Here is a 26079-nt window from a genome sequence, read left to right as displayed (position 1 = left end):
TCTCCCCCTTTAAAGTGAATTACATAATAATATGGAATTATACGTAAGTCATTTTACCATGATTAACCATAAGTTAACAGCGAGATGGGTTTTCTTGAAGATGCTCATGTCAGATCTTATTTTGAGCCCGAAAATCCATAGTTGAACAACTTCCGCGTCTCCACAAAGCGCCCTTCACGAGTATCCGTCCCAAATACAACTGAAATCAGTCTTTTGCCATCACGTTCAGCTGTCCCCACAAAATGATATCCGGAATCTTCATCATAACCGGTCTTTAATCCGTCATTTCCATCGTAAGCATACGGCCCACCAATGGAGGACAACATCCAGTTCGTGTTGCTCATATACATCCCTTTTTGATGCATCGATACTTGCATTTGACTGGAGATTCTTAAAATCTCGGGATGGTTATTCAGCAGATATCGCGCAAGTTTGCATGCATCTATAGCCGTCATTAAGGTTTGCCCTTGTATTTCCATCGGACGGTTAGGACCAAGCAGCTTTTCACTGAGGCCCGTTGAATTCGTGAATTGTGTATTTTCAGACAGCCCGATCTGAGAAGCTTTCTGATTCATCTGCTGCACAAACTTCTGCTCTGAACCACTGATATGTTCAGCCAGAGCGACAGTTGCATCATTGGCTGAATAGACAGCTACGATCTCGAATAATTCCTGAACGGTGAATTGCTCTCCCTGTTTCAGGGTCAGTTGACTGCCCCCCACGGAGCTGGCATACAGACTCACATTCACAAGATCATTCCAGCCAATATCACCATTGATCACGGCCTCCATCACTAGCAGTTCTGTCATCAACTTACTGACGCCTGCCGGCGCAATTTCTTCTGAGCCGTTAAAATCCATTAAGATCTGTTCAGAGTTCATATCCATTAACACCGCAGATTCAGCTTTAATTCCCGGTTTGCCTACCAGCATGTCCGGTTTCACACCCAAATATATAATGAGCAGCAGAGCCAGCAGCATACCTGCCCGTTTCCACCATTTTTTCATAAGATGATCACCTCTTACCTATATAGACGAAGTGAAGAGGCATTTTGTCTGCACTTTTTTGAAAAAAAGTTAAATTTTTTTTATTTTTTGGTTACAAAAAAAACATGAACCCCATACACCCATGCCAGAGTGTACAGAATCCATGTTTTTAAAGACACTTTAGTTCAATTCCCAGGAGAATTCTTCATCATAATCTAGCAACCGGCTTCTTAAAGGACCCCAATCCTTACAGTTGCTAATTGAAAAAAGTATTACTCAGCTACAACTGCTTTGTCTGCATTAACTTGCAGGTCGCTCAGGTAAACGCCTGTTCCATCACCAATCGCATAGTTCATTACACGTTTGTTAACTGGTGCTACAACTGCGCGATACAGTGTAGGGAATACAGGAACTTCATCTACCATGTATTGCTGCCATTGATTGTAGATCTCTTTACGCTTGTCTACATCGAATGCTTCAGCAGAGATACCTTGTGCCAGCAATTTGTCATTCTCTTCGCTGGAGAATCTGGAGAAGTTGTAGAGTGCATCACGACCGTACAGGCCAGATGGATCTACGTCAATACCAACACCCCATGCTGCTTGATACACATCAATGTTCGGATCATCTTTACCTGTGTTACCTACACGGTCATAGAAGCTGTTGAATTCAACCATTTCCAGGTTTACTTTCAAACCAATAGCTGCCCATGATTGAACATAATAACGTGCCAATGGCTCAGCTGTGTCGCCACCAGTCATAGATACAAAGTTGATTTCGAGTGGTGTTCCATCCGGATTCGTACGGAATTCACCATCCAGTTTGTAACCAGCTTCATCAAGCAAAGCTTTCGCTGCTTCTGGATCATACGTTACACCCGGATTGTTGGAATCATGGAATTCTGGGTGAGACGGTGGAATCAGGGTTGTTGCATTCCAACGCAGACCATTATAGAAACGTTTACCAACTTGATCGTTATCTACAGCCATCCACATTGCTTTACGCAAGTTTTTGTCGCCCATTTTTGCTTCAGCATTGCTTTTAACTTTTCCATTCTCTTCATCCCACGTACCCAGTTTGAAACCGATGTACGTATAAGCACGATCGATTGCGCCCAGGAATTCTACGTTGGACAGGTTAGCATTATCTTTGTATTGGTCTGTCGGGAATGCATCCACGAGATCTACCCCGCCAGATTTCAGTTCTTGAACAACCGTTGTCGGGTTGATAACTTTCAGAGTTACACTATCCAGTTTTGGAGCTCCACGCCAGTAGTCATCGTTTTTAACAAAAGTTACAGACTCACCTGGAGTGATAACATCCACTTTAAATGGACCAAAACCCATTGGTTTTTCACGTACTTCTTTGGAAGAAGACATTTTTGCTACATCCATATCTCCGAAGATATGTTTAGCCAGTGGATACGTCCATACGCCACCTGTCAGCAGGGACGGAGTAGATTCTTTATACGTAATGCTGATTTGTTTGTCGCTCAGCACTTTAATACCAGAGATTGTTTTTGCTTTTCCAGCATGATACTCGTCCATACCTACTACACTAGTGAAGTTGGAGTCGTAACGTGGACCATCATACGCTTTGTTACCGATAACTTCATAAGCAAATTGCAGATCTTCAGCCGTTACCGGCTTGCCATCATGCCAGTTTACGTTGTCACGAATGGTCAGTGTGAACGTTTTGCCATCTTCGGAAGTCTCATATGTTGCAGCACCATCATTGGTGTACACATAGTCTTTATCCCAAGTTAGCAAGCCTTCATCGAACCATTGAAGAACCTGTGCATCCGGGTTACCGGAATAGAAATTGTAGTTCAGTGTACCTTCAAAAGCAGTATCCGATACAAGTCCGAATGTAATCGATCCACCCTCGATCGCAGTACCTTCATTCGTTTTGACATTGTTGAAGTCTTCAATGGAGTAAACGCCCTCTTCATTAGCAGGTTTTTCCTCTGTTTTTCCCTCTTCTGTGTTGGTAGCAGGAGCTGGAGTAGCTGCTTCTTTCTCAGAGCACGCTGCGAGCACCAATACAAAGACCAGCATCATCGTGAAAAATAGTCCCCGTGAAAATAATCCCTTTTTCATGAACCTTTCCTCCCTTTTTTTAACCTCTTCTTTGTCTTGCATCAGTCGCACGCTTTAGGGCTTGACCGACATTATTTATACTCAACATCAATACCAGGATCAGCACCGATGCGGGTAGCCATATCCACCATCTGGATTCCAGGGTTTGCGGATTACGTGCATAACTTACGAGTGTTCCAAGACTGGGTGTGCTTTCGGGAAAACCAAATCCCAGGAAAGACAGCCCGGATTCGAGGCCAATGTTGGCAGCGAGATTCAATGTCATCGTTACGATGATAATGGAGCTCAGATTCGGAAGAACCTGTGAGAGCATAATCTTCAGATGAGAAGAGCCCAATGTTTTTGAAGCTTTTACATAGTCCAGTTCCCGTTCCTGTAATGCTTTGGAGCGAATCAATCTGGCAATACCCATCCATAGGAAGGCAGTCATGATTAGAGAGAACGAGATGATATTGTATTTCGGTACTGCCGTAACAAACGCGATAACAATCATCAACATCGGAAGGATCATGAAGAAGTCAACAACACGCATAAACAGGTTGTCTATCATTCCACCGAAATAACCGGATAAAAGGCCAATTAAGATACCTATGAAACCAGTCATTAACGTTACTATAATTCCAATGGTCAGCGAGTTACGTGTACCGATGACCAGTTGGCCAAATACATCACGACCTCCATAGTCCGTTCCAAGCCAATATTGAGCGGATGGTGGTTCATATAAGGCAAACAGATCCACGCGTACGATATCATCCTGATTCAGAATTAGAGACGTGCCATATACCAGCAACATGACCAAGCCCAAGAAAATGAGCGAGATTAGTGCCACCTTATCTCTGACAAGCTCCCTCCATAAAATACTCAAACTGGAGGGGCTTTTATCAACCTTTTGTGAAGTTACAACTACCTCGTTGGCCTTGCTCATCTTGTTTTCACCCCGAAATCTTCAAGTTCTTACTTGATCCGTATACGTGGATCTACAATTCCTAGAATTATGTCAGACAGCAATGCCCCGAGAATGGAAGCTACGCCATATAACAATACAAGTGCAGTTACAACGCTGAAGTCACGCAATGAGATGGAACTCAGGAACAACTGCCCCATACCTGGATAACTGAATATACTTTCGATAAATACCGTACCACCGATAAGCCCCGTAATCTCATATCCGAAAAATGCGGCGATAGGTAATAGCGAGTTTCTCAAAATATGTCTGTTATAGATCCGGGATTCTGAAGCGCCTTTGGCTCTCGCAGTAATAACGAATTCCTTATGCTTGATATCAATGATTTCACTACGCAAATATTGAACGGTAGATACCGTTGTAATCAGTGCCATGGATAATGCCGGCAATAATAGATGATAGAACTTACTCATCACGTAGCTGAATGTGCCTGGTGTAAGTCCTGGCGCAACGCTTCCCCCCGTCGGGAACCAGCCGAAATGGAATCCGAAGATCCATACCATCACCAGTGCAAAGATGAACAATGGTGCGGCGAAGCCCAGGTAGGTGTATCCAGTGATCAACCGATCAGACCAGGTATCGTTGTAACGACCACTGATAATACCCAGTGGAATAGCGATCAGATAAGTCAGTACAAGTGTCGCCAGTGCGAGCCAGAATGTGTTTGCTACACGTTGACCGATCAGGTCCGTAACCGGCATTTTAAAACGGAAAGATTGTCCAAAATCACCTTGGATGGCGTTTTTGATCCAGTCCCAATATTGCACGTACCATGGATTATTCAATCCCAGTCTCTCTCGCTGGGCTTCCAATGCTTTGGGATCAACGCTTGGATCAAGCAATCCGGTTAGCGCGTCACCCGGCATGGCCTTAGCCATCAGAAAGACCAAAAGACTTAGTAAAAAGATCTGAGGGATCATTATGATAATTCTGCGTACTATCGTTTTCCACATATGGCCTTCAACCTTTCTGAGGTAGAGCTACTCGGTGAGTATCGGAAATGGATTGGAGCGAGTATGCAAGCCCTTCCTCATCAAAGAAATTTCGGTATGAATGTTCATACTCGGACTTGACCTGTTGACGGAAGGCTACCATTTCCTCTCGTTTGGTTGGGTCCATATCCGGAATGGCTGCAATAAGACGTTTGGTATAGATGTGTTGCGGATTCTCAAAAATATCATTCGTTGTGCCCTGTTCCACATATCGACCTTTATACATAATTCCTATCTCGTCACACATATGGCGGATGATGCCCAGATCATGACTGATGAACAGATACGTCAGATTTAATTCTTTTTGAATCTCCTGCATGAAGTTAAGTACCTGAGCCTGGACTGATACATCCAGTGCAGATACAGGTTCATCAGCGATAATTAGCTTCGGCTTCAGTGCAATAGCTCGTGCAATGCCGATCCGTTGTCGCTGCCCACCTGAGAATTCATGTGGATATTTGTAGATTGATTCCGGACTCAAGCCAACCTTTTCAAGTAATTCTCTTACTTGTCTTTTCTCCTCGGTAGCTGTGAGACGCTCATAGTTACGAAACGGCTCAGCGATGATATCGATAACCCGCTTCTTTGGATTCAGTGATGAATATGGATCTTGAAAAATCATTTGTACATCCCGCTGGAGCTGCCTGTTTTTACGTCGCTCCGTAGCCAGATTTTTACCGTCAAACAGAATCTTTCCGTCAGTGACATGGTTTAGCCCAATAATGGCTCTGCCTGTTGTTGTCTTACCTGAACCTGATTCGCCAACCAGACCATAAGTCTGTCCTTGTTCAATGGAGAAGCTCACATCATCAACAGCCTTTACACTGCCAATTTCCCGTTTAAGCAATCCACCGCGAATCGGAAAGTGTATCTTGAGCCCTTCTACTTCGAGTAATGCCATTATGTTCTTCCTCCTCAGCTTTGGTCAGGGAAATGAAAGTGCTGGTAACAGGTACACCGTACAAAGTGACCTGGTGCAATTTCATGCATCTGTGGGTTCTCTTCATGAGCCGATTCACTAATCCATGGAATTCGGGCTTTGAATCTGCACCCTTTGCGAGGAAGATTTTTGAGTGATGGTACGATGCCTTGGATGACATGCAATTTGGATCTTTCTTCAGACAGGGTGGGAATAGAGTTCAACAATGAGCGGGTATATGGATGCTTCGCATCGTTCATCAATGTGAAGATATCTGCGATTTCAACAATTTCGCCTGCATACATTACGGCAACGCGATCAGCCATCTCAGCCACAACACCCAAATCATGTGTAATCAGAATAATGCCTGCGTTAATTTCATTCTTCAGATCACGGATCAGCTCCAGTATCTGTAGTTGAATCGTAACGTCAAGCGCCGTCGTTGGTTCATCGGCTATGAGTAGTTCCGGTTTGTTGGCAATCGCAATGGCGATGACAATTCTCTGTCTCATACCACCAGATAATTCGTGGGGATACTGCTTGTATATTTGTTCGGGACGTGGAATCCCTACCTGATTCAATAAGTGAATAACCTTTTCTCTCTTCTCTCTGGAAGACAGCTTAGACTGATGAAGTGTAAGGATCTCTTCAATCTGTTCACCAATAATCATTAGAGGATTTAACGCAGACAATGGATCCTGAAAAATCATACCCATTTCTTTGCCGCGTAGCTTGTTCAACTTGCTTGGGGAGATGTTGGCAATATCTTGTCCTTTATAGAGAATCTGGCCTTCGATTTTTGCTTTGTTATGCAAACCCATAAGAGAGAAGGCAAAAGCACTTTTACCTGACCCGGATTCACCTACAATCGCCAACACTTCATTTTTCTTCACCTTAAGGTTAACGTGATCCACTGCTGCATAATAGTCATCTTCAATTCTGAATGATGTTGTTAGATTTCTGACTTCCAATAGCTCTGTATTCAAATCAATCACCCTAACCCCATAATTTCCGTAGATTGTATTCGTGTGTAGAGGAATGCATCCACTGTATATTTCCAAGTTCTTGAAGATAACGAACAATAGCTTATACAAAATACCAAATCATTAGGAGAAACAAGTTTAAGAGACTTATATTTAGACCATTGGTCAATTAATGTTGATAATTCCTAGCGGAATTATACAGCAAAATAATTAATGTAATCATACGTGTAATTTTAGCTAACGTCAATGCTTATTTTGAGATTTTTGGTATAAATGTTTTTTATACTACAGATTTGGATATTAGTAATATTATAAAGGCATATAGCAAGGGTTTTGGGAGGTATTATCATGTTTTTAGCTGTGAGGTACACATAGGCAATTGGTCAATTTAACATATACATAACATAGTAGTTACATGAGTTGTATGTGTATCTTTTGATCTGAGTAGATATTCTTAAATTAGCGTGAGGTAAATGTTACATTTGAATATGTTGATTATATCTCGAACAGTAGTTAAAATTTATCCAATTGGAGCTACCATGCTTATATTTGAAATAATATGTGCGATCAAAGTAAAAAATCTAGTTATTATAGTATAGTTTTATTTATTTGCTAATGTAAAGACCAAATTGTCATCTTTTATCATTTATTTTACAAAAGAAAGAAAAAAGCCCTGCAAAATGCAGAGCTTATCTAATAATTATTCATTTAATTGTATATATAATATCATTTTACTGCGTTTCGGGAGGTCTTTTACCACGTTTTAACTCATTGATATTCAAGCCAAAATCCATCTGTAAATGGGGATAGTCCGGAAAGTTAGCCCAGTCTCCACCCCAAGTGAAACCTAACTCTTTGGCGAGATCTACAACTTCCATCCAGTCTGCCTTGCCATTCCCGTTATCATCACGTTCCATATCCCACACCACATTCCCCTCAGGCGTCCTCAGTGCAAAATCAATCGCTAATCCATAGTTATGATATGACTCACCACCACGCGCATTCGTAACGATATTGCCCGCACTTGAGCGTCCTTGGTTAAATAGTGCGTCTTGCTCCTCGGAACTTCGGTAACCGTGGGTGATAATAATCTCTATTCCACGTCTCGCTGCCTTACGTACCAATAATTTCTCATTCTCTGCTACCACAGGATGCAGGCCGGTGATCGGTAGAGCTTCTTGGATCGTTGTCCCCGGCCACATGTTACCTATATCACCTTTTTGCTGTAACCATACATATATAATGGAAAGTAAAAGAGTAGCTATAATCCAAGTTTTCAGACTTCTCTTTTTTCTCTGTTTGCCTTTACGTTTTGATGTATTCATATCCACTCCTGGTGATTATTCTGAAATAAAGCTATTCTGCCTTTTCAGTAGATTAGACTCTATTATAATCCATTTGAGCCTTGAATGCTCCTATCACCACAGTATTGGAATCTCTGATTAGCTAGAGTGTACATGTTATTTCATTCTATACATACAAAAAAAGCAGCCGGCTATAAGCCGACTGCTTCGTATGCAAGCTGAGTAAAAACTACTCAGTTGTGTATGGCAATAATGCGATTTGACGGGAGCGTTTGATTGCAATCGTCAGCATGCGTTGATATTTAGCGCTAGTACCTGTTACACGGCGTGGCAAAATTTTTCCACGTTCGCTGATAAATTTACGAAGCAAGTCCGTATCTTTATAATCGATGTGAGTAATTTTGTTAGCTGTGAAGAAGCACACTTTACGACGTTTATTACGGCCGCCACGACGTGCCGGTCTTTTATCGTTGTCTCCGCCTTCTCTTTGCTTGAAGCCCATGCTTTTCAGTCCTTTCCTATCATGTAACCCATATCTCCGAAGAGTATCAGCTCATGTTAAAATGGCAAATCATCATCCGATATATCAATCGGTTTTCCGTCATCGGAAAAAGGATCCTGATTGTTGCTACGCGAATTATTGTTATTGTTCGCGCGTCCGCCGCCTCCATAAGAAGGCTCTTCACGCATTGGTTGCCCACCGCCGCCACCGCTATTATCACGGTTAGCTGACTCCAAGAAACGGACATTATCGGCAATAACTTCGGTTACGTATACACGTTTTCCTTCGTTATTCTCGTAGTTCCGTACTTGAATGCGTCCTTCGACTGCAGCCAGGCGTCCTTTGCGCAAATAGTTTGCACAGGTCTCGGCAAGCTGTCTCCAGGTTACGACCGGAATGAAATCGGCTTCCTTTTCTCCCCCTTGGCTTGTAAACGGTCTGTCCACTGCCAAAGTAAATTGCGTAACTGCTACTCCTGCTGGAGTGTAACGCAACTCAGGATCCCGGGTTAACCGTCCGATCAGAATGACACGGTTCAACAATGTAATCCCCTCCTTCAGAGCGTATTGGTGCGTTAATCACGAGTTGTCTTAAGCAGACTTAACGTCGTTGGTAATGAGATAACGAATTACTTCGTCAGAAATCTTCATGAGACGCTCAAGTTCAGTTACAACTGCTGGTTCAGCAGTGAAATGTACCAGAACATAAAAACCATCACGGAATTTCTTGATCTCATACGCAAGACGGCGTTTACCCATAACGTCGTGAGCTGTAACTTCACCACCGCCGTTGGAGATGATGCCTTGGAATTTATCGACTGTAGCTTGAACAACTTCTTGCTCAATGTCAGGACGAATAATGTACATCACTTCATATTTGCGCATAATTTTCACCTCCTTATGGACTCTGGCCCTCAATCCAGGTTGAGAGCAAGGAACGAGCACAAACTCGAACTATATTAATATAACAAATACCGAGTCAAAGTGCAAGCAAACGTTCCCTGTACATATTGGCACATGATCAGCCCGGCTATGGAGCACACTACAGAAGCAACAAAGTAACATAATCTGCAGAGGAGGTTTTATCATGGGTGAAAAAACCGAGTTTGAACCAGGAGATAAAGCACCAAACGATGGAGAGTACACGGAAGTCGGGGAAAAAAGCTTTGTTACGGAGATTCAGAACCCGAAGCGGGTAACGCTGCAAAAAGGTGAAGCTTTTCCCGAAACAAGCAATCATAATCGCAAGTGGAAGAAGTTGACCAAAGCCCGCGTCCATTGACCGCAATACTTTTTTTACAATCCATGTATACAAAACGGAATAAAGCACATAATACAATTAGGCGGTGCACGAGAGAGGTGTGGTTCCGTTGGACAACGAAGCCGATCATTCGCTGTTGGAGATTCATCACGTAATTTAAGAAGCAAGTGGTTATGTGTTGTAACGCCCTTCGTCTGAAGCACGCGTATTGCTACGTGCAGTACACCAAGTTTCTGATTGTTACGACCGATTGTTTCTTAACAAACAAATGCACCGCCGGATAAAGAGCCCTTCGGGGCTCTTTATTTTTCGTTTTAGTCCTGAATGATGCATCGGATATTCATACGCTTCAATATATTCGTATTGGATATAACGTTATACAAAAAAAGACTTTCCTAATGGAAAGTCTTCTTATCGATCTTTTTATTAAACTCAATGTGCATTGAGTAAATTACAATTGAAGTGGCGGAAAGGGTGGGATTCGAACCCACGCACGCTGTGACACGCCTAACTGATTTCGAGTCAGCCCCCTTGGGCCTCTTGGGTACCTTTCCGCAGCAATATTGATTATAGCATGATCATTTACAGAACGCAATACTCCTACGGAGCCTGCATGTAAACGTTATTACACGTACTATTTACCGAATAATCACGAAATCATAATTCAGTAGAATCCTCGGCTGAACGCAATACTTTCTTCATGTTTTTCTCGAATTTTGCTCTTGGAATCAACACGCTATGTTTGCATCCGACACACTTGATCCGAATATCCATACCCATTCGAATGATCTCCATTTCATTACTGCCACAGGGATGCTGCTTCTTCATCTGCACAATATCCCCAAGTTGGAAAGTTTTACGCTCCACCTGTGCCATCCCCCTCATCTTTCTCCAAAGCTACGGCCTGTTCCAATGCTGCTTGATGACTCATCTCATGATACTCCAGCGTTTTTTTCACATCGCCCTGAATCTGACGTTCCACAGAAGCACGAGAGTTAGGCATACATTCAGCCACAATTCGCACCACATATTCTGATGTAGACATCGACTGTATACCGAGCACATCCGGCACCTTCACAATATTTAGGTCACGCTCTTCAATCCCGACCAATGACTTCTTCACCAAATGTACAGACTCATCAAGGCTCAAATCCGCCTTCATTGGAATATCCACTACAGCTAACGAATTCGACATGGAGTAGTTCGTTACACTTGCAATCGCCCCGTTCGGGATAATGTGTACCTCACCTTGCCAGCTGACCAGTTTGGTTGTTCTGAGTCCGATCACTTCAACCGTTCCCTTGTAGGTTCCCGTCTGAATAACATCCCCTACAGCGAATTGGTCCTCTAATATAATGAAGAAACCCGTAATAACATCCTTGACCAGCCCCTGTGCACCAAAACCAATCGCAAGCCCAAGCACACCAGCACTCGCGAGGAGCGGCCCAACCTGGATGTTGATCTCAGATAACAGTAGCAGAATCATAATGAAATTACATGTTATGGAGGTCGCATTTTTCAACAGTTCCCCCACGGTTACGAATCTGCGCGGATTCACGCGAATCTTGCCTTCCTGCTTGCGTTCCATGGAACGATCTATAATGCGATATACCACCTTAATGACAATACGGGTGATGATAAAAATAATAATGATCCGGATTGAGCTGAACATAATGTTAAGCCACATATCGGGATCTGCAATTTTGTTCCAGACTTTATCTGTCCAACGAAGGGCTTCACCGACGGCCGCTACCGCACCGCCGCCATCATTCCCTTGAGCAAACTGAAATGGCAACATCCATCATGCCTCCTCTACATCGGTATGTTATCATAGCTGTCTTCTGTTTTGAAATAGAGGCCTCGGATCTCTACGAACTCGTTACGAATGATCTTTTGCACTCGCTCCAGATCCTCTTTTGGAAACTGGATACATAGCGCACACCCTGCTGTAATTTCTTTTGGCGTAGGGAACAAGTCGATTTCTATTTCAGCAAACTCCAGCAGCATTTCAGCACGCAGTGCCTGCTGGGTTGAATCAAATGCAATCAGCATCCAATCGTTAATCCATTCGTCCATGTCCGGCTCCTTTCGCCATACGTTTAACCTTTGAGAAAAAGCTTGTCCTCGTGAAGTATAAAACGCTCTACCTTTCCATATACTGTTACTACTATTCCAAGGGAAAGGATAGATCCTATGAATCCTACTTCGCGTTCCTTTTCATCACAAGACATGACCAGTTTGAAAATCCCCCATACCGATCCAGGCATTCACTCCGCCATTACCCATCGGTTAATGTTCCATCTCTATAAAGCCCATTCTCTGCAAAATGTAGTGATCGTCTGCATCGGCACTGATCGCTCAACAGGCGACTGCCTTGGTCCTCTGGTCGGATCAGCCCTTTCCAAGTGGGACAGCCCTTTATTCCATCTCTATGGTACCTTGGATGAACCAGTCCATGCCATGAACCTGCAGGATACACTTCACAATATACAGAAAACACACCATAACCCTTATGTGATTGGCATTGATGCCTGTCTAGGACAATCATCCAGTGTAGGATGCATTCAAGTCGTCAATGGCCCCCTCAAACCGGGTGCGGGAGTAAATAAAGAATTACCGCCGGTCGGCGATATCCATCTGACAGGTATCGTTAACGTCGGCGGCTTTATGGAATACTTTGTTCTACAGAACACGCGGCTCAGTCTCGTTATGCGCATGTCCGAGATTATATCCAGCAGTCTGTACTCGGCCATCCGGGAATGGCATACACGTTCTACTCTGCTTGCTGTGCCAGAGTAATAGCTTCCTTTTCCTCTGGGGACAGAGTATACGCGGACTCTCCCCCTTTAAGAGGTTTTGCATATACATAAGAACCGTCACGGTTATATATCCCCGTAAGAATCATGCCATCCTGGCTGTCGTTAATCATAGCCATGGAGAAGCTCAGATCACTGCCATGCTCTCCATAGGCATTGTATCTTTTCACGCCAACTTTGCCTTGAATGCGGGTCAACTTTTGCATGACAACTTGCAGCTGATTCGTTTGCAGTTTGTGTTCATCCTCAATGCTGTCCATCTGAATTTTCAGATTAATCAGCAATGATTCCAGGTCCTCTACTCCACTGCCAGCCATCATGGCTTCATATTTACGTTTAAACTTTCGTAACTTTGCCCCTTGAGCAATACTCACAATCAGCAAAATCACCGTAAGTAATGCCATTCCGCCAATAATCCATAACAGCTGTTCCAGAATCAGCTCGTTTATTTCAGCCATGTAAGTGCAACTACCCCTCTATATTTTTGATCAGATTAACGTCTGTCTGTAATATTATCATTTATTATTAATCAACCCGAACTCCATAAGCTTAATCAAGACTACTGTACCAAATGAGTCCGTCATTTCAACTATAATCTAATCTGCCCCCGTCAATTTCAACACTGCCTTAACGAGTGCGTCCACATGTTCTCGAGTTGAATTATATCCCACACTTGCCCTTACTGCTCCGGTAGCGGTTGTACCAGCAGATTCATGTGCAAGCGGTGTGCAATGAAAGCCGGAGCGAACCGCAATCCCATAATTCCGATCTAATCGGAAGGCGAGTTGTGCTGAATCATACCCATCCACAGTAAAAGATACCAATCCAGTACGTGGCTGTCCAATCTCTGAACCAAGCATGCGAATACCCTTAACAGATGACAAGCCCTCCATCATAAGCTGGGTTAGTTCCCACTCATGTTGGTAGATGAACGCTGGTGTCAGATCAAGTACATACTTCACACCCGCATTCAGCCCGGCGATCCCGACTGTATTCGGCGTCCCGGCCTCATACCGATCAGGACGCACCTTGGGTTGTTCTAGGGCTTCTGACTGACTTCCTGTTCCCCCATGAAGTAAAGGCTCTATCTCGAGCTCAGGAGCAATGTACAAGCCCCCTGTACCCTGAGGACCAAGCAGTCCCTTATGCCCTGGAAAAGCCAACATATCAATGCCCAATTGTTGTACATTCACAGGCATAACCCCCGCACTCTGAGCCGCATCTACCAACAAGATGGCCCGATGTTTACGACACAGAAGCGAAATTTCTCCGATAGGAAGAATACTGCCAAGGAGATTGGAACTATGTGTACATACCACCAATCTCGTATTGGATCGAAACATACGTTCCATTTGCATCAGATCAATGGCTCCTGCAGCATTAACAGGTACATAATCAATCTCCACATTTCGTAATCTGCGCATATACTCCAGTGGGCGTCTAACTGAATTATGTTCAGCCATAGTGGCAATCACATGGTCGCCTTCCTTTAGCGAACCTTGAATAGCCAGATTCAAGGCTTCTGTCGTATTTGATCCGAAGGCAATATCATTCGCATTTTTGATACCAAAAATATCAGATATGGATTTTCTCGCCTCGAACAGTACACGACTTGCCTGAACAGCCATTCGGTGGCTTCCTCTGCCAGGATTAGCCCCTGCAATCTCCATTGCATTCAGCATCGCATCACCGACAGCAGGTGGTTTGGGCCAAGATGTTGCTGCATGATCCAGATAGATAATTCCCTCCACCTCACAACCACCTCTGTCCCTTAAAATTAATAATTCGCCTACACGTACTACGCATATGACTCTATAAACAAAGAATGACATATCGTTTCTCCATGGTACAGAGGCGATATGTCATGACATGAGTAAGCCCCGCATGTTGTTAATGAATCTTAGACCCGACTGTTATTGTAACAATTCCAATAGCCGTTCCAGATCCTGTTGACTGTAGTAGTTGAGCTCAATTTTACCTTTATCTTTATTGTGCTTGATTTTCACTGTTGTTTTGAAACGTTCACGCAGAGATTCTTCCAACGTATCAATAAATGGATCTTTCTTTTTCAATTTCGACTTGGCTTTAGCCTCACCTGTTTTGGAACGATCCAGTTGTTGAACAGCTTCCTCCAACTCACGTACACTCCATTGCTGATCAATGGTTTGTTTGGCAAGCTGCTTCACTACAACCTCATCTTTAACACCCACGATAGCACGTGCATGTCCCATGGATAATGTTCCACGTGAAACATGGTCTTTTACTTCTTCAGGCAATGATAACAGACGCAAGAAGTTAGCAATGTGAGAACGTGATTTACCTACTTTTACGGACAACTCTTCCTGAGTTAACGCGAATTGATCCATTAACCCCTGATAAGCAACTGCAACTTCCATGGCATTCAGATTCTCCCGTTGCAGGTTTTCAATCAACGCAATCTCCATTACCTGCTGATCACTGAAGTTACGGACTACAGCTGGTACGGTGGCATTACCACAATACTGTGAAGCTCTGAACCGTCGTTCACCGGCAATAATCTCATAACCTCGTAACACAGGACGAACAATAATGGGTTGTATGACACCATGCTGACGAATGGACTCAGCCAGTTCATGTATTGCGCCCTCATCAAATACTTTACGTGGTTGATAGGGGTTAGCCCGCAGTTGACTAATCGGGATTTCTACGACTTTATCATCGTCATTAATTGAAAGCGAAGGAATGAGGGCATCAAGACCTTTTCCAAGCCGCTTACTCATAAGAAATCACTTCCTTTGCGAGCTCTAAATACACTTCCGCCCCTCTTGAACGAGGGTCATACGTGATAATGGATTGACCATGAGATGGTGCTTCACTAAGCCGTACGTTACGCGGAATAATCGTTTGATATACTTTTTGTTGAAAATACTTTTTCACTTCTTCAATAACCTGTATCCCCAGATTGGTCCGTGCATCAAACATCGTCAGCAATACCCCTTCAATCTGCAGGGATGTATTCAGATGTTTTTGAACCAGACGAACCGTATTAAGCAATTGGCTTAATCCTTCAAGTGCATAATACTCACACTGAATCGGAATGATCACCGAGTCGGAAGCGGTTAACGAATTGATCGTCAACATACCAAGGGATGGTGGGCAATCGATCAGTATGTAATCATAGTTTTTTTTCACCATGGCGAGTGATTTTTTCAGGCGAACTTCCCGTGATATCGTGGACACCAATTCAATCTCGGCTCCGGCAAGCTGAATCGTTGCAGGTATGATATGAAGGCCTTCAATCTGAGTCTCCACAATCGCTTCTTGAGGAGGAACCTCATTAATGATGACATCATATATACAATTAGCCACATCTGCTTTATTGATTCCGACTCCGCTGGTTGTATTCCCCTGAGGGTCAATATCGACAAGCAATACTCTTTTCCCGAGTGAAGCCAGTCCTGCACCCAAGTTAACAGATGTCGTCGTTTTCCCCACACCGCCCTTTTGATTTGCTACGGCCATAATCTTAGACAATTACTTCACCTCAAATAAAATAGGAGTCTTTTCTTGTAGGTTGTGAGATATTGTTAACAAAAAGCAGGTGGCTATCGTCCACACAAACAACAACTACCGTTCCATCACTATACCGACCTTTAAAAATGTCAGACCTGTCTTGCTTTATAGACATAAAAAGCGGCCCATTGCCGCCATAAGCTTCAATTATTTACGTTTTGGAATATGGATAACGATCTCATAATGATCCTCATGGTCTGCTTCTTTTGTTTTGATGTCCAGACCAGAGCCAGTTACCATATCAATGGATTGGCGAATCGTATTCAGTGCAAGTCTAACGTCTTTGGTAAAGGAAACACGTTTGGATTTTTTGATCTTGGAAGATTCCTTGTAGAAGGCAACACGTGCCTCTGTCTGTTTCACGTTCAATTCTTTCTCGATAATCTCACCAAGCAACTTCATCTGCAGTTCTTCCGTATCGAGAGAAAGTAATGCTCTTGCATGGCGTTCAGAAATTTTGCGTTCCATCAATGCAGCCTTAATGCCATCCGGGAGCTGTAACAACCGAATTTTGTTGGCGATGGTTGACTGGCTTTTGCCCAGTCGTTGTGCAAGGCTTTCCTGTGTCAGTTGATGCAAGTCGATCAGCTTCTGATAAGCGACGGCTTCTTCAATTGAAGTCAATCCTTCACGCTGCAGGTTCTCAATCAGTGCAATGGATGCGGCCTGAGAATCGTTGAATTCACGTACAATAGCCGGAATCGTATCCAAACCCAGTTTTCGAACTGCACGCCAGCGACGTTCCCCGGCAATAATCTCATATGATCCATTTCGCACGCGAACGACAATAGGCTGAATTACGCCATGTGTTTTGATCGTCTGCAACAACTCATCAATTTTATCATCATCAAAAATAGTACGGGGTTGATATGGGCTGCTCACAATTTCATTAACCGGAATCTGTTTGATCTCATCTCCGTTATTGCGCTCCGCCAAACCAAACAACTTCGAAAATTGTTCTTTCATTCCGCAGATTACCACCTAGTTTCGTAATAGCTCCCGCAGTCATTGCAGGTGCTTCTTATTCAATAAGCGACCCTTCACATGCATCGTTCTTGGAATAAGTTTTGCCTTTCATAACGCTTTCTGTCATGCAACATCGAACGCATATCCATCTATCTATACATATAATCTATGATCGCTGTGACCCAGGATCGGATACTTCTATTCTATCATCTTTTCTATCATAATCCTATGCTTACCTATTCTTTAAACTCTGCTAATTTTCCTGCTTTTTCTTTGTGAATATTGGAAATATGACGACTTGTACACATTCATTTAATGATATTGTTTATGAGCTACTGTGCATGGAATTTAACAATACAGGTTCTTTAAGAAATATGTACAACGGATTATCTGTAATGTTTACTGAGCCCTCCCTTTCAAAAAGCAAAAAAAAGAAGATGTTTCACGTGAAACATCCTCTTTATCCTGTCTACAATCTATTTAGTTATGGCTGATTACAAAGCCATCACACAACTATACCAGTGGCGTCTTCATTGGAGTGCCTGGTTTGCGTGGATACTTATATGGTGTCTTATCAAATTTCTGAATCAGGATGATATGACGCTCTGATTCTTCAACCGGTAGCTGGAATGGATGAACGGCCTTAACCCGTCCTTTCAGCTGATTAAAACTGAACTCCGCCTCTTTCATTTCCTCACGCGGGTCTCCGCCCTTCATGGCAGCGAATATTCCACTTTTGCGAACAAAAGGTAGACAGAATTCATTCAGCACCGCCAGCTTGGCTACCGCACGTGCCGTAACGAGATCGTAGCTGTCACGATACCCTTCTTTGCGTCCAATCTCTTCAGCACGTCCATGGACCAACTCCACGTCTGTCAGGCCAAGGATATCTACCACATGCTGTAGGAAGCCAATCCGTTTATTCAATGAATCAATGATCGTAAGCTTAATGTGCGGGAAACAGATTTTCAGTGGCAATCCAGGAAAACCTGCTCCAGAACCAATGTCAGCCAGCTTATTCACTTTGGTCATGTCTGTATAAAAGGCCAGCGATACCGAATCATAGAAATGCTTGGTATACACTTGCTCCCGATCCGTTATGCCCGTCAGATTCATCTTTTCATTCCAGGATACCAGTTCCTGATAATACAGTTCGAATTGCTCCAACTGGAGTTCGCCCAGCTCTAATCCATGTTTCTTTAAGCGCCGCTGCAGTTGCTGTTGAATATCGTCCATTATTGTCCCCTTGCTGCGGTTACACGGTTATAATGCTCCAGGTAGACCAGCAGAATGGAGATGTCGGCAGGAGTAACTCCAGCAATACGTGAAGCCTGACCAATCGAGATTGGACGAATCGTAGCGAGCTTCTGCTTGGCTTCCATAGCAAGACCATGAATCTCATCATATGCGATGGTGTCCGGAATTTTCTTTTTCTCCATCTTTTGCAAACGTTCCACGTGGATCAATTGTTTCTCAATATAACCCGCATATTTAATTTGTATTTCGACTTGTTCTTTCATATCTGCTGTCAGTTCTACCTCAGATGGTGAGATCTGTTCAATCAGTTCATACCCTAGCTCCGGGCGACGCAGCAAGGTAAGCAACGTACTGCCATCCTGAATAGGTGTAGATCCGTACTCTTCCAGCTTCGCGTTCACTTCAACCGGGCGAGCTTTAGCCACTTTCAGACGCGCGACTTCCTGCTCCACTTTCGCCTTTTTATCCAGGAATTTCGCATAACGATCTTCAGAGATCAGGCCAATGTCATGTCCGATTTCCGTCAAGCGCATATCTGCATTATCATGACGAAGCAACAGACGATATTCAGCACGTGAAGTCAACAGACGATACGGTTCATTAGTACCCTTTGTTACCAGATCATCAATCAGCACGCCAATATAACCTTGGGAGCGATCAAGCACAATCGGCTCTTTATCTTGTACTTTGCGTGCTGCATTAATGCCAGCCATAACGCCTTGTCCCGCCGCTTCTTCATAACCGGAAGTACCATTAATCTGACCTGCTGTGAACAGACCTGGCAGACGTTTGGTTTCAAGTGATGGCCACAATTGTGTAGGTACCATCGCATCGTATTCAATCGCATAACCGTTACGCATCATTTCCACTTTTTCCATACCTGGAATGGAGCGCAGAACCGCAAGTTGAACATCTTCTGGCAGACTTGTAGATAGTCCCTGCACATAATACTCGGATGTATTTTTGCCTTCAGGCTCCAGGAAAATCTGATGTTTAGGTTTGTCGCTAAACCGAACAATTTTATCTTCAATGGATGGACAATAACGCGGTCCAGTTCCTTCAATTACACCCGAAAACATCGGTGCACGATGCAGATTATCATTAATAATCTGATGTGTTTCGACGGATGTATACGTCAACCAACAAGGCAGCTGCTCATTATCGGAAGATTCTGTTTCATAGGAAAAGAACTTCGGCTCATCATCACCAGGCTGAATTTCGGTTTTGCTAAAATCAATCGTATCCTTATGCACACGTGGTGGTGTACCTGTTTTGAAACGAACCAGATCAAAGCCTAGTTCACGCAGATGCTCTGACAATTTAAGAGATGGTTGTTGATTGTTCGGTCCACTCTCATACATCAGCTCACCCATGATCACTTTGCCGCGCAAGTATGTGCCTGTCGTCAGAACGACTGCTTTGGCCCGATACTCTGTTCCAGTCTGAGTCACAACACCTACACATTTTCCGTCTTCAACGATCAGGCGATCAACCATGCCTTGACGCATCGTCAGATTACGTTCATTCTCCATCGTTTCCTTCATTTTGTGCTGGTAGGAGAATTTATCTGCCTGAGCACGAAGCGCGTGAACAGCAGGCCCTTTACCTGTGTTAAGCATTCGCATCTGAATAAAGGTTTTATCGATATTCCGTCCCATTTCTCCACCAAGAGCATCAATCTCACGCACGACATGTCCTTTCGCCGGTCCCCCAATGGATGGGTTACAAGGCATAAAGGCCACCATATCCAGATTGATCGTAATCATTAGTGTTTTGGACCCCATACGAGCTGCGGCCAGTGCGGATTCCACACCAGCATGCCCTGCACCAACGACGATTACATCATAACTGCCGCCATCAAAAGCCATTCCCGTTTACCTCCTTATTCCGCTGCATTTGGTGTAACTCACACAGACGGATCATGTTCTACAATAATGAAACTACTTCTAACCGTTCATCGGAACTTGCATTCCTATCTATATGAAACCAACACGTAATGGCAACAACATCATTCCATCCTTTGACAACGGGCAGAAATTGTACCTCTCCATCATACACCACGATTCAAGTTCATTCGCAGTATATTATTTTTACTTTCCTAGACAGAACTGGGAGAAAATCTGATCAATTAGTGCATCATGTGCTGTATCTCCAACAATCTCGCCCAAATGCTCCCACGCCAAACGAACATCAATCTGAATCATATCAATTGGAACAAACTGCTCTGCTGCTTCATAGGCATCAACCAGGGACTGCTTCGCTTTCTTGAGCAACGCAATATGACGCACATTACTGACATAGGTCAGGTCTGCGGACTCCAGTTTACCACTGAAAAATAGCGTAGAGATGGCATCTTCCAGTCGATCCACACCCAGATCATCTTTCACTGACATCGGTACAAGCCGTTCTTCCGGAATGTAACGAAGCAGCACGTCACGTTCTACCTGTGGCGTTAAGTCCATTTTATTCATAATGATTATCGATTGTCTACCGCGGATTTGTTCCAATAATTCAATCTCATCCGGATGAAGTGGTTCCGCAGCATTCACAACCATTAAGATCAGATCGGCTTCACTTACCGCAGAACGAGAACGTTCTACCCCGATCTTCTCTACAACGTCCATCGTTTCCCGAATTCCTGCCGTATCAAGCAACTTCAGCGGGATATTATTAATCGTAATAAACTCCTCGATTACATCACGAGTTGTTCCTGGAATGTCCGTGACAATAGCTCGATTATCTTGCGCAAGTGTATTCATCAATGAGGATTTACCTACGTTAGGTCGTCCAACGATCGCTGTCGTGATGCCTTCTCGCAGGATCTTTCCTTGTTCTGCTGTAGTCAGCAATTTATCAATTTCAGTCATAACCTGACTGGACTTTTCTTTAATAAAATCAGACGTTAACGATTCCACATCATGCTCTGGATAATCGATATTCACTTCAATATGAGCCAATGTTTCCACCAGAGTATATCGTAGATCACGCAGTTTGGAGGACAGTTTACCTTCAACCTGTTTCAATGCAACCGAGAAAGCCCGGTCCGATTTGGAACGAATAAGATCCATGACGCCTTCAGCCTGAGACAGGTCAATCCGCCCATTCAAGAAAGCACGCTTCGTGAACTCACCGGGTTCAGCCAGACGAATATCAAGCTGCAACAGCAGGTCCATGACCCGTTTTACCGATACCACACCACCGTGCGCACTGATCTCCACGACATCTTCTGTTGTGAACGACCGAGGTGCGCGCATGACTGTGACCAGCACTTCCTCGATCTTCTCGCCGCTCGCCGGATCTATAATATGACCATAATGAACCGTATGGGATGCTGCCTGAGTTAAAGGGGTTTTGCTGCGGAAAATTTTTTCCGTCTCCGACACTGCTTCCGGGCCGCTGACCCGGATCACGGCGATACCCGCCTCTCCGACAGCCGTTGATATCGCTGTGATCGTATCACTGATCATGGTTATCTCTCCTTGCTCTATTTTAAAATTGCCGTCCCTCAGGGAACGCCATATCCATTTTCAAATCTATTAATGATATAACATATGACATGTCACTTATCGTATTAAGTTCACTCTTTGCTTGTTTCTACACCCTTACCAAATTGCTTCTGTACGAAAAAAGCAATGGCTTCTGCACCGGGCAGGAAGCCATTGCGTCTTCAATTTCGTGTTATTTCGTCGTAATAACCACACGCCGATTAGGCTCTTCACCCTTACTTAACGTCTTAATCTGCGGGTGGCTTTGCAGTTTTGCATGAATGACTTTTCGTTCGAGCGGAGGCATTGGCTCCAGTACAACTTCCTTGCCGGTACGGATGGCTTGTCCGGCCAAACGTTCAGCCAGATCTTCCAGCGTCTTCCGCCGACGTTGACGGAAATTCTCCGCGTCGAGCACAATTCGAACGAAGCTTTCCGAGTATCGGTTCGCTACAATGTTCGTTAGATACTGAAGCGCATCCAGCGTCTGTCCACGCCTGCCAATAATCATGCCCAGATCTTCGCCGGCAATATTGAAGATATGTCCATCCCGCTGTTTTTTGATATGCACTTCAACATCCAGTCCCATACCTGCTGCGACCTCTTTCAAGAAAGCAGCCGCTTCTTCATAGGGATTTTTAGCTGCGATATCCTCAAGTAATGCATCTACTTCAGGTTTGTATGCAGCTGGCTTGATCGGCTGTGGAACAACTTCCGGTACAGGCAGTAATTTCACTTCAACTTTGGCCGCCCTCACCCCGATCAAACCCAGGAATCCTTTTGACGGCTGCTCTAACACTTGTATCTCGACCTTGTCCCGACTTACGCCAAGCTCGGTCAATCCTTGGTTTACAGCATCTTCAACGGTTTTTCCTGACGTAATGACTTTGGTCATTTCGATTTTTTGGCCCCTTTCGACCCTTTTCCAGAGACGGTCGCTTTGCCACCGTTTTTGCGTTTAGCTCCATTTTTGGAAGAGCTATTCTGCTTCACGTTGACCTCAGCCACGATTTTATCATTATTCCGGTAAAGGAAATAGTTTTGCACGATCGTGTAGATGTTACTGTAGAACCAGTACAACGGCAGAGCCGATGGGAACTGGTAGGACATCACGAAGATCAGGATTGGGTAAACCCATAACATGAACTGCATTGGTCCCACTTGCTGTGCAGGGTTCATACGCATCATCATCCATGTTTGAACGAATGTTGTGATCGCAGCCAGCACTGGCAAAATAAACAGGTGATCCGGTTCTCCGAGCTGGAGCCACAAGAAATCATGGGTTCTCAGACTGGAGTTTCCATAAATAGAGTTATAAAGTGCGATGTAAATCGGCATCTGAATGATAAGCGGCAGACAACCGGCCATCGGATTAACTTTGTTCTCCTGAAACAACTTCATTGTTTCTTGCTGAACTTTCTCAGGTGTATCTTTAAACTTCGCTTGAATCTCCTTCAATTGCGGCTGAATTGCCTGCATGGCTTTGGAGCTACGGACCTGTTTCATTGTTAATGGTAAAATCAATGTCCGTACAATAAGCACCATCACGAGGACAGCCAGTCCATATTCACCGTTAAACCAGTTGGCGAATGTATCGAGCGCTAGTGAAAACCAATATACAACATTACTTTGCCAGAATGAGCCACTGTTCTTCAGATCTTCCGTAGTAACCCCGGCTCCTTGTGGAGTACATCCGGCGAGTACGGTGACCATTGCAATGACTGCAATGAGGAGAATCCACTTCCCCTTTGATGTCTTCAATCGCGACACTTCATAACCCCTCTCTTAACCATTCCATTCCACCGTAAATCATACCATAATTAGGAGGACAAATAAACCGAAGCTTAGCGCTTACTTGACTTCAAAAGTGAGCCCTTGCGCATCGCATGGAGCAGGCTTTTTTCCATTTCCTTATAGGGCATGTCCAATGCACCTTTTCTGACGATAAAAATCAGATCCATCTGCGTAACGATCTCATGTTCATGATGACGAACAATTTCCTTAATCATGCGTCTCATCCGGTTGCGTACGACAGCGTTTCCGATTTTCTTACTGCAGGATACACCGACCCGGAATTGCTCCGTATCTTTACGGCGGCAGCCATACACCACGAATTGATGATTGGCAAACGATTTTCCATACCGGTATACGCGGCTAAAGTCCGCCCGGTTTCGTAGACGCAGTCTTTTATACACGGCGCTTCTCCTTGCTGTTCTCCATCATTGTTATTGACGGAGGCCTCATTACTGATTTAGTATAGGCTTTCTTGAATGACGGTAAACCGTCTTGGCAACAACTTCATTTGTACTAATGTTGATCGGCTAATTGAACCGCATAATCATTCATCCGGGATAATTGCTACTCGGCCAAATGAAACGAAACAACATTCATCCTTATATAAAGGTAAGTTTTCGTAAAATGGAAAACTCACTCCACATACATCGTGTGTGTTCAGCACTTTTTCGCAGACCTTTCAGACCTGATCTGTACCAGCATCCAGTCTGAATTGAGCTCATTAAGAAAAAAAAGACCACCTCGGTGGTCTTCAATGCATTAAGCACTCAGGTTTTTACGGCCTTTAAGGCGACGTGCGGCCAAAATTTTACGGCCGTTGCTCGTGCTCATTCTTTTCCGGAAACCATGAACTTTTTTACGTTTGCTAACGTTCGGTTTGAATGTAGGTCTCAATGTATTGCACCTCCTCACAAGGAAATACTTATGTGATGAATCACTTTCATCTTCACAGAAAACACCTTTATATATTTAACCATGTCCACCTGCAAAAGTCAACTGCAAGACGCACAGCTTCTCCCTCTTTTATATATCCTCTCCAGCTCACCCAAAGTAATGACCACAGTCCGTTCACTTGAATCCCATTACCAAGCCACGAAGAGAGTCCTGAAAGTTATCCCCAGACCTTGATCAGCTCACCATATTTCAGCATTTATAGTTATCCACACCCTTCAATACCCACTATCTCCTTTATTCCATTCTGTTTGAAGTTATTCACATGTGGATAATGATTATAGGCTATTGATATTGTCGAATTCCAATAATGTTGTATCCGCTTCAATTATGGTTTACAAGCTTTTGAGAAAGGTGTAGGATAAAAATCACATCTTGTATACAAGTATATGGATGGAGCTGATTACTTACCTGCCTTTAGTAGTCCTTTGAAAAAAACATTAGCCGTTAGCTTGTAGCTGCAAACTATGGATTGAACTGAAATGTCCAGTCCGCAAAATAGTTATGTTATGATCAGTAATGAACTGATTATTATTAATAGGAGCGTTAGCCATATGCTATTTCCTTCTTCCTGGCTTCAAGGGGCTTCCCGTGGTGAAGCCATTGCCTGCGAATTAAGGTTACGGATCATCAGTGGTACCCTTCGACCTGGAGAGATTTTGTCGGAAAATCGAATTGCGGCTGATTTTGACAGCAGTCGTTCACCTGTTCGTGAAGCGTTACGAACATTGTCCAATGAAGGCCTTATTCGGCTTGAACGGATGGGTGTCGTTGTCATTGGACTACGAATCAAGGATGTCGAAGAATTGTATGATGTCCGTTTCCTGATTGAAAGTTTTGTGCAGCAGCGACTCGCAGGTGATGTTCCAGCGTCATTAATCACCCAGTTGCGTAACGTAATCGACAAAATGCAACTCGCTGGACGACATCAGGACGCTGTCGAATTCGCCTACCAGGACCTCGTTTTCCACGAAACGATTATTGAAGCCGCCCAGCATTCCCGTATTTCACATCTATGGAAGAGTATTCGATACGTTGTGATGACCGTTATGCTGCTCACGACGCGCAGAGTATTTGTTCAAGGCGAGCAGAAAGTAAGCGCTGTAATTGAGAAACACCGTTTGCTCGTTGAAGCACTAGAATCCGGTGACAAAATGCTCATCCAGGCTGGAGTCCGCACGTACTTCCAGGATTCCGGTAAAACCCTGCACGAAAGCTTTGATTCCTAAAAGGAGCAAGGCGTTTGCAA

General features: G+C 43.9%; 28 protein-coding genes and 1 tRNA gene. 3 read left to right on the top strand and 26 right to left on the bottom strand.

The window, feature by feature from the left end; translation table 11 throughout:
• Positions 1-116: 116 nt before the first annotated feature.
• From AB4111_RS19185 to rpsF, 10 genes are all read right to left on the bottom strand, one after another.
• A complete protein-coding gene (locus tag AB4111_RS19185; RefSeq protein ID WP_253442270.1) occupies positions 117-1007 on the bottom strand; it encodes a D-alanyl-D-alanine carboxypeptidase family protein in 891 nt (296 codons plus the stop codon).
• A 251-nt stretch (positions 1008-1258) separates the two neighbouring features.
• Complete coding sequence (locus AB4111_RS19180) at positions 1259-3085, bottom strand: oligopeptide ABC transporter substrate-binding protein (RefSeq protein ID WP_442032812.1); 1827 nt, start codon at positions 3083-3085, stop codon at positions 1259-1261.
• A 19-nt stretch (positions 3086-3104) separates the two neighbouring features.
• Entirely contained in the window at positions 3105-4010 is a 906-nt protein-coding gene (locus AB4111_RS19175; RefSeq protein WP_253442274.1) for an ABC transporter permease, read from the bottom strand.
• Positions 4011-4039: 29 nt separating this feature from the next.
• Positions 4040-5002, bottom strand: coding sequence for an oligopeptide ABC transporter permease (gene opp4B / locus AB4111_RS19170; RefSeq protein ID WP_036611942.1), 963 nt, complete (start codon positions 5000-5002; stop codon positions 4040-4042).
• 7 nt (positions 5003-5009) lie between these two features.
• Positions 5010-5942, bottom strand: coding sequence for an ABC transporter ATP-binding protein (locus AB4111_RS19165; protein WP_442032811.1), 933 nt, complete (start codon positions 5940-5942; stop codon positions 5010-5012).
• 14 nt (positions 5943-5956) lie between these two features.
• Positions 5957-6946, bottom strand: a complete 990-nt coding sequence (locus tag AB4111_RS19160) for an ABC transporter ATP-binding protein (RefSeq protein WP_124118694.1) — start codon at positions 6944-6946, stop codon at positions 5957-5959.
• A gap of 728 nt (positions 6947-7674) precedes the next feature.
• Positions 7675-8268, bottom strand: a complete 594-nt coding sequence (locus tag AB4111_RS19155) for a M15 family metallopeptidase (protein ID WP_442032810.1) — start codon at positions 8266-8268, stop codon at positions 7675-7677.
• Between the two features lie 208 nt (positions 8269-8476).
• On the bottom strand, positions 8477-8749 hold the full coding sequence (rpsR, locus tag AB4111_RS19150) for a 30S ribosomal protein S18 (protein ID WP_017691433.1): 273 nt from the start codon (positions 8747-8749) through the stop codon (positions 8477-8479).
• Positions 8750-8805: 56 nt separating this feature from the next.
• Positions 8806-9291: a single-stranded DNA-binding protein gene (gene ssb / locus AB4111_RS19145; protein ID WP_017691432.1), complete on the bottom strand. Its 486-nt coding sequence runs from the start codon at positions 9289-9291 to the stop codon at positions 8806-8808.
• 48 nt (positions 9292-9339) lie between these two features.
• Entirely contained in the window at positions 9340-9633 is a 294-nt protein-coding gene (gene rpsF, locus AB4111_RS19140; RefSeq protein ID WP_036611944.1) for a 30S ribosomal protein S6, read from the bottom strand.
• A 202-nt stretch (positions 9634-9835) separates the two neighbouring features.
• On the opposite strand from rpsF, the gene AB4111_RS19135 reads away from it, so the two are divergent.
• Positions 9836-10030 carry a YjzC family protein gene (locus tag AB4111_RS19135; protein WP_036671877.1) on the top strand — a complete coding sequence of 65 codons (195 nt, stop codon included), beginning with the start codon at positions 9836-9838 and terminating at the stop codon, positions 10028-10030.
• 442 nt (positions 10031-10472) lie between these two features.
• Here the strand turns inward: AB4111_RS19135 and AB4111_RS19130 are convergent.
• The 4 genes from AB4111_RS19130 to AB4111_RS19115 all read right to left on the bottom strand — a co-directional run bounded on the left by AB4111_RS19130 (position 10473) and on the right by AB4111_RS19115 (position 12085).
• Positions 10473-10563 (bottom strand) — tRNA-Ser (locus tag AB4111_RS19130).
• Positions 10564-10666: 103 nt separating this feature from the next.
• Entirely contained in the window at positions 10667-10876 is a 210-nt protein-coding gene (locus AB4111_RS19125) for a DUF951 domain-containing protein (RefSeq protein ID WP_253442280.1), read from the bottom strand.
• Positions 10866-11807, bottom strand: a complete 942-nt coding sequence (locus tag AB4111_RS19120) for a mechanosensitive ion channel family protein (protein ID WP_442032809.1) — start codon at positions 11805-11807, stop codon at positions 10866-10868. The genes AB4111_RS19125 and AB4111_RS19120 overlap by 11 nt, the downstream gene beginning before the upstream one ends.
• A 14-nt stretch (positions 11808-11821) precedes the next feature.
• The gene (locus AB4111_RS19115) at positions 11822-12085 is read right to left on the bottom strand and encodes a DUF3343 domain-containing protein (protein ID WP_017691427.1); all 264 of its coding nucleotides are present in this window, start codon (positions 12083-12085) and stop codon (positions 11822-11824) included.
• 117 nt (positions 12086-12202) lie between these two features.
• Between AB4111_RS19115 and yyaC the strand changes: the two genes are divergently transcribed.
• On the top strand, positions 12203-12808 hold the full coding sequence (yyaC, locus tag AB4111_RS19110; protein WP_036611957.1) for a spore protease YyaC: 606 nt from the start codon (positions 12203-12205) through the stop codon (positions 12806-12808).
• Here yyaC and AB4111_RS19105 read toward each other — a convergent pair.
• The 12 genes from AB4111_RS19105 to rpmH form a co-directional block, all read right to left on the bottom strand.
• The gene (locus tag AB4111_RS19105) at positions 12783-13283 is read right to left on the bottom strand and encodes a DUF4446 family protein (RefSeq protein WP_253442284.1); all 501 of its coding nucleotides are present in this window, start codon (positions 13281-13283) and stop codon (positions 12783-12785) included. The two genes, yyaC and AB4111_RS19105, sit on opposite strands and share 26 nt — an antisense overlap.
• A gap of 138 nt (positions 13284-13421) precedes the next feature.
• Positions 13422-14576, bottom strand: coding sequence for an aminotransferase class V-fold PLP-dependent enzyme (locus AB4111_RS19100; RefSeq protein WP_442032808.1), 1155 nt, complete (start codon positions 14574-14576; stop codon positions 13422-13424).
• A gap of 162 nt (positions 14577-14738) precedes the next feature.
• The gene (locus AB4111_RS19095; RefSeq protein ID WP_017691423.1) at positions 14739-15584 is read right to left on the bottom strand and encodes a ParB/RepB/Spo0J family partition protein; all 846 of its coding nucleotides are present in this window, start codon (positions 15582-15584) and stop codon (positions 14739-14741) included.
• A complete protein-coding gene (locus AB4111_RS19090; RefSeq protein WP_024629525.1) occupies positions 15577-16338 on the bottom strand; it encodes a ParA family protein in 762 nt (253 codons plus the stop codon). Before AB4111_RS19090 ends, AB4111_RS19095 begins: the two co-directional genes overlap by 8 nt.
• Before the next feature lie 186 nt (positions 16339-16524).
• Positions 16525-17343, bottom strand: coding sequence for a nucleoid occlusion protein (gene noc, locus AB4111_RS19085; RefSeq protein WP_433749262.1), 819 nt, complete (start codon positions 17341-17343; stop codon positions 16525-16527).
• 513 nt (positions 17344-17856) lie between these two features.
• Complete coding sequence (gene rsmG / locus AB4111_RS19080) at positions 17857-18579, bottom strand: 16S rRNA (guanine(527)-N(7))-methyltransferase RsmG (protein WP_062836523.1); 723 nt, start codon at positions 18577-18579, stop codon at positions 17857-17859.
• Positions 18579-20468 (bottom strand): tRNA uridine-5-carboxymethylaminomethyl(34) synthesis enzyme MnmG, encoded by a 1890-nt coding sequence (gene mnmG, locus AB4111_RS19075; protein WP_442032807.1) that lies wholly within the window; start codon positions 20466-20468, stop codon positions 18579-18581. Before mnmG ends, rsmG begins: the two co-directional genes overlap by 1 nt.
• 222 nt (positions 20469-20690) lie before the next feature.
• Positions 20691-22067, bottom strand: coding sequence for a tRNA uridine-5-carboxymethylaminomethyl(34) synthesis GTPase MnmE (mnmE, locus tag AB4111_RS19070; protein ID WP_340015136.1), 1377 nt, complete (start codon positions 22065-22067; stop codon positions 20691-20693).
• A gap of 211 nt (positions 22068-22278) precedes the next feature.
• Positions 22279-22980: an RNA-binding cell elongation regulator Jag/EloR gene (jag, locus tag AB4111_RS19065; RefSeq protein WP_442032806.1), complete on the bottom strand. Its 702-nt coding sequence runs from the start codon at positions 22978-22980 to the stop codon at positions 22279-22281.
• The gene (locus AB4111_RS19060) at positions 22977-23855 is read right to left on the bottom strand and encodes a YidC/Oxa1 family membrane protein insertase (RefSeq protein ID WP_442032805.1); all 879 of its coding nucleotides are present in this window, start codon (positions 23853-23855) and stop codon (positions 22977-22979) included. Before AB4111_RS19060 ends, jag begins: the two co-directional genes overlap by 4 nt.
• A 74-nt stretch (positions 23856-23929) precedes the next feature.
• A complete protein-coding gene (gene rnpA, locus AB4111_RS19055) occupies positions 23930-24280 on the bottom strand; it encodes a ribonuclease P protein component (protein WP_036611981.1) in 351 nt (116 codons plus the stop codon).
• A gap of 358 nt (positions 24281-24638) precedes the next feature.
• Positions 24639-24773, bottom strand: a complete 135-nt coding sequence (gene rpmH, locus AB4111_RS19050; RefSeq protein WP_017691413.1) for a 50S ribosomal protein L34 — start codon at positions 24771-24773, stop codon at positions 24639-24641.
• A 611-nt stretch (positions 24774-25384) separates the two neighbouring features.
• Between rpmH and AB4111_RS19045 the strand changes: the two genes are divergently transcribed.
• Entirely contained in the window at positions 25385-26059 is a 675-nt protein-coding gene (locus AB4111_RS19045) for a GntR family transcriptional regulator (RefSeq protein WP_339238903.1), read from the top strand.
• Positions 26060-26079: the final 20 nt, after the last annotated feature.

Origin of the sequence: Paenibacillus sp. 2KB_22 (genome assembly GCF_052115745.1) — a bacterium.
In the GTDB taxonomy this organism is placed as follows: Bacteria; Bacillota; Bacilli; order Paenibacillales; family Paenibacillaceae; genus Paenibacillus.
Note: the sequence above shows the minus strand (reverse complement) of the source record. Positions and strands in the feature narration are given on the sequence as shown.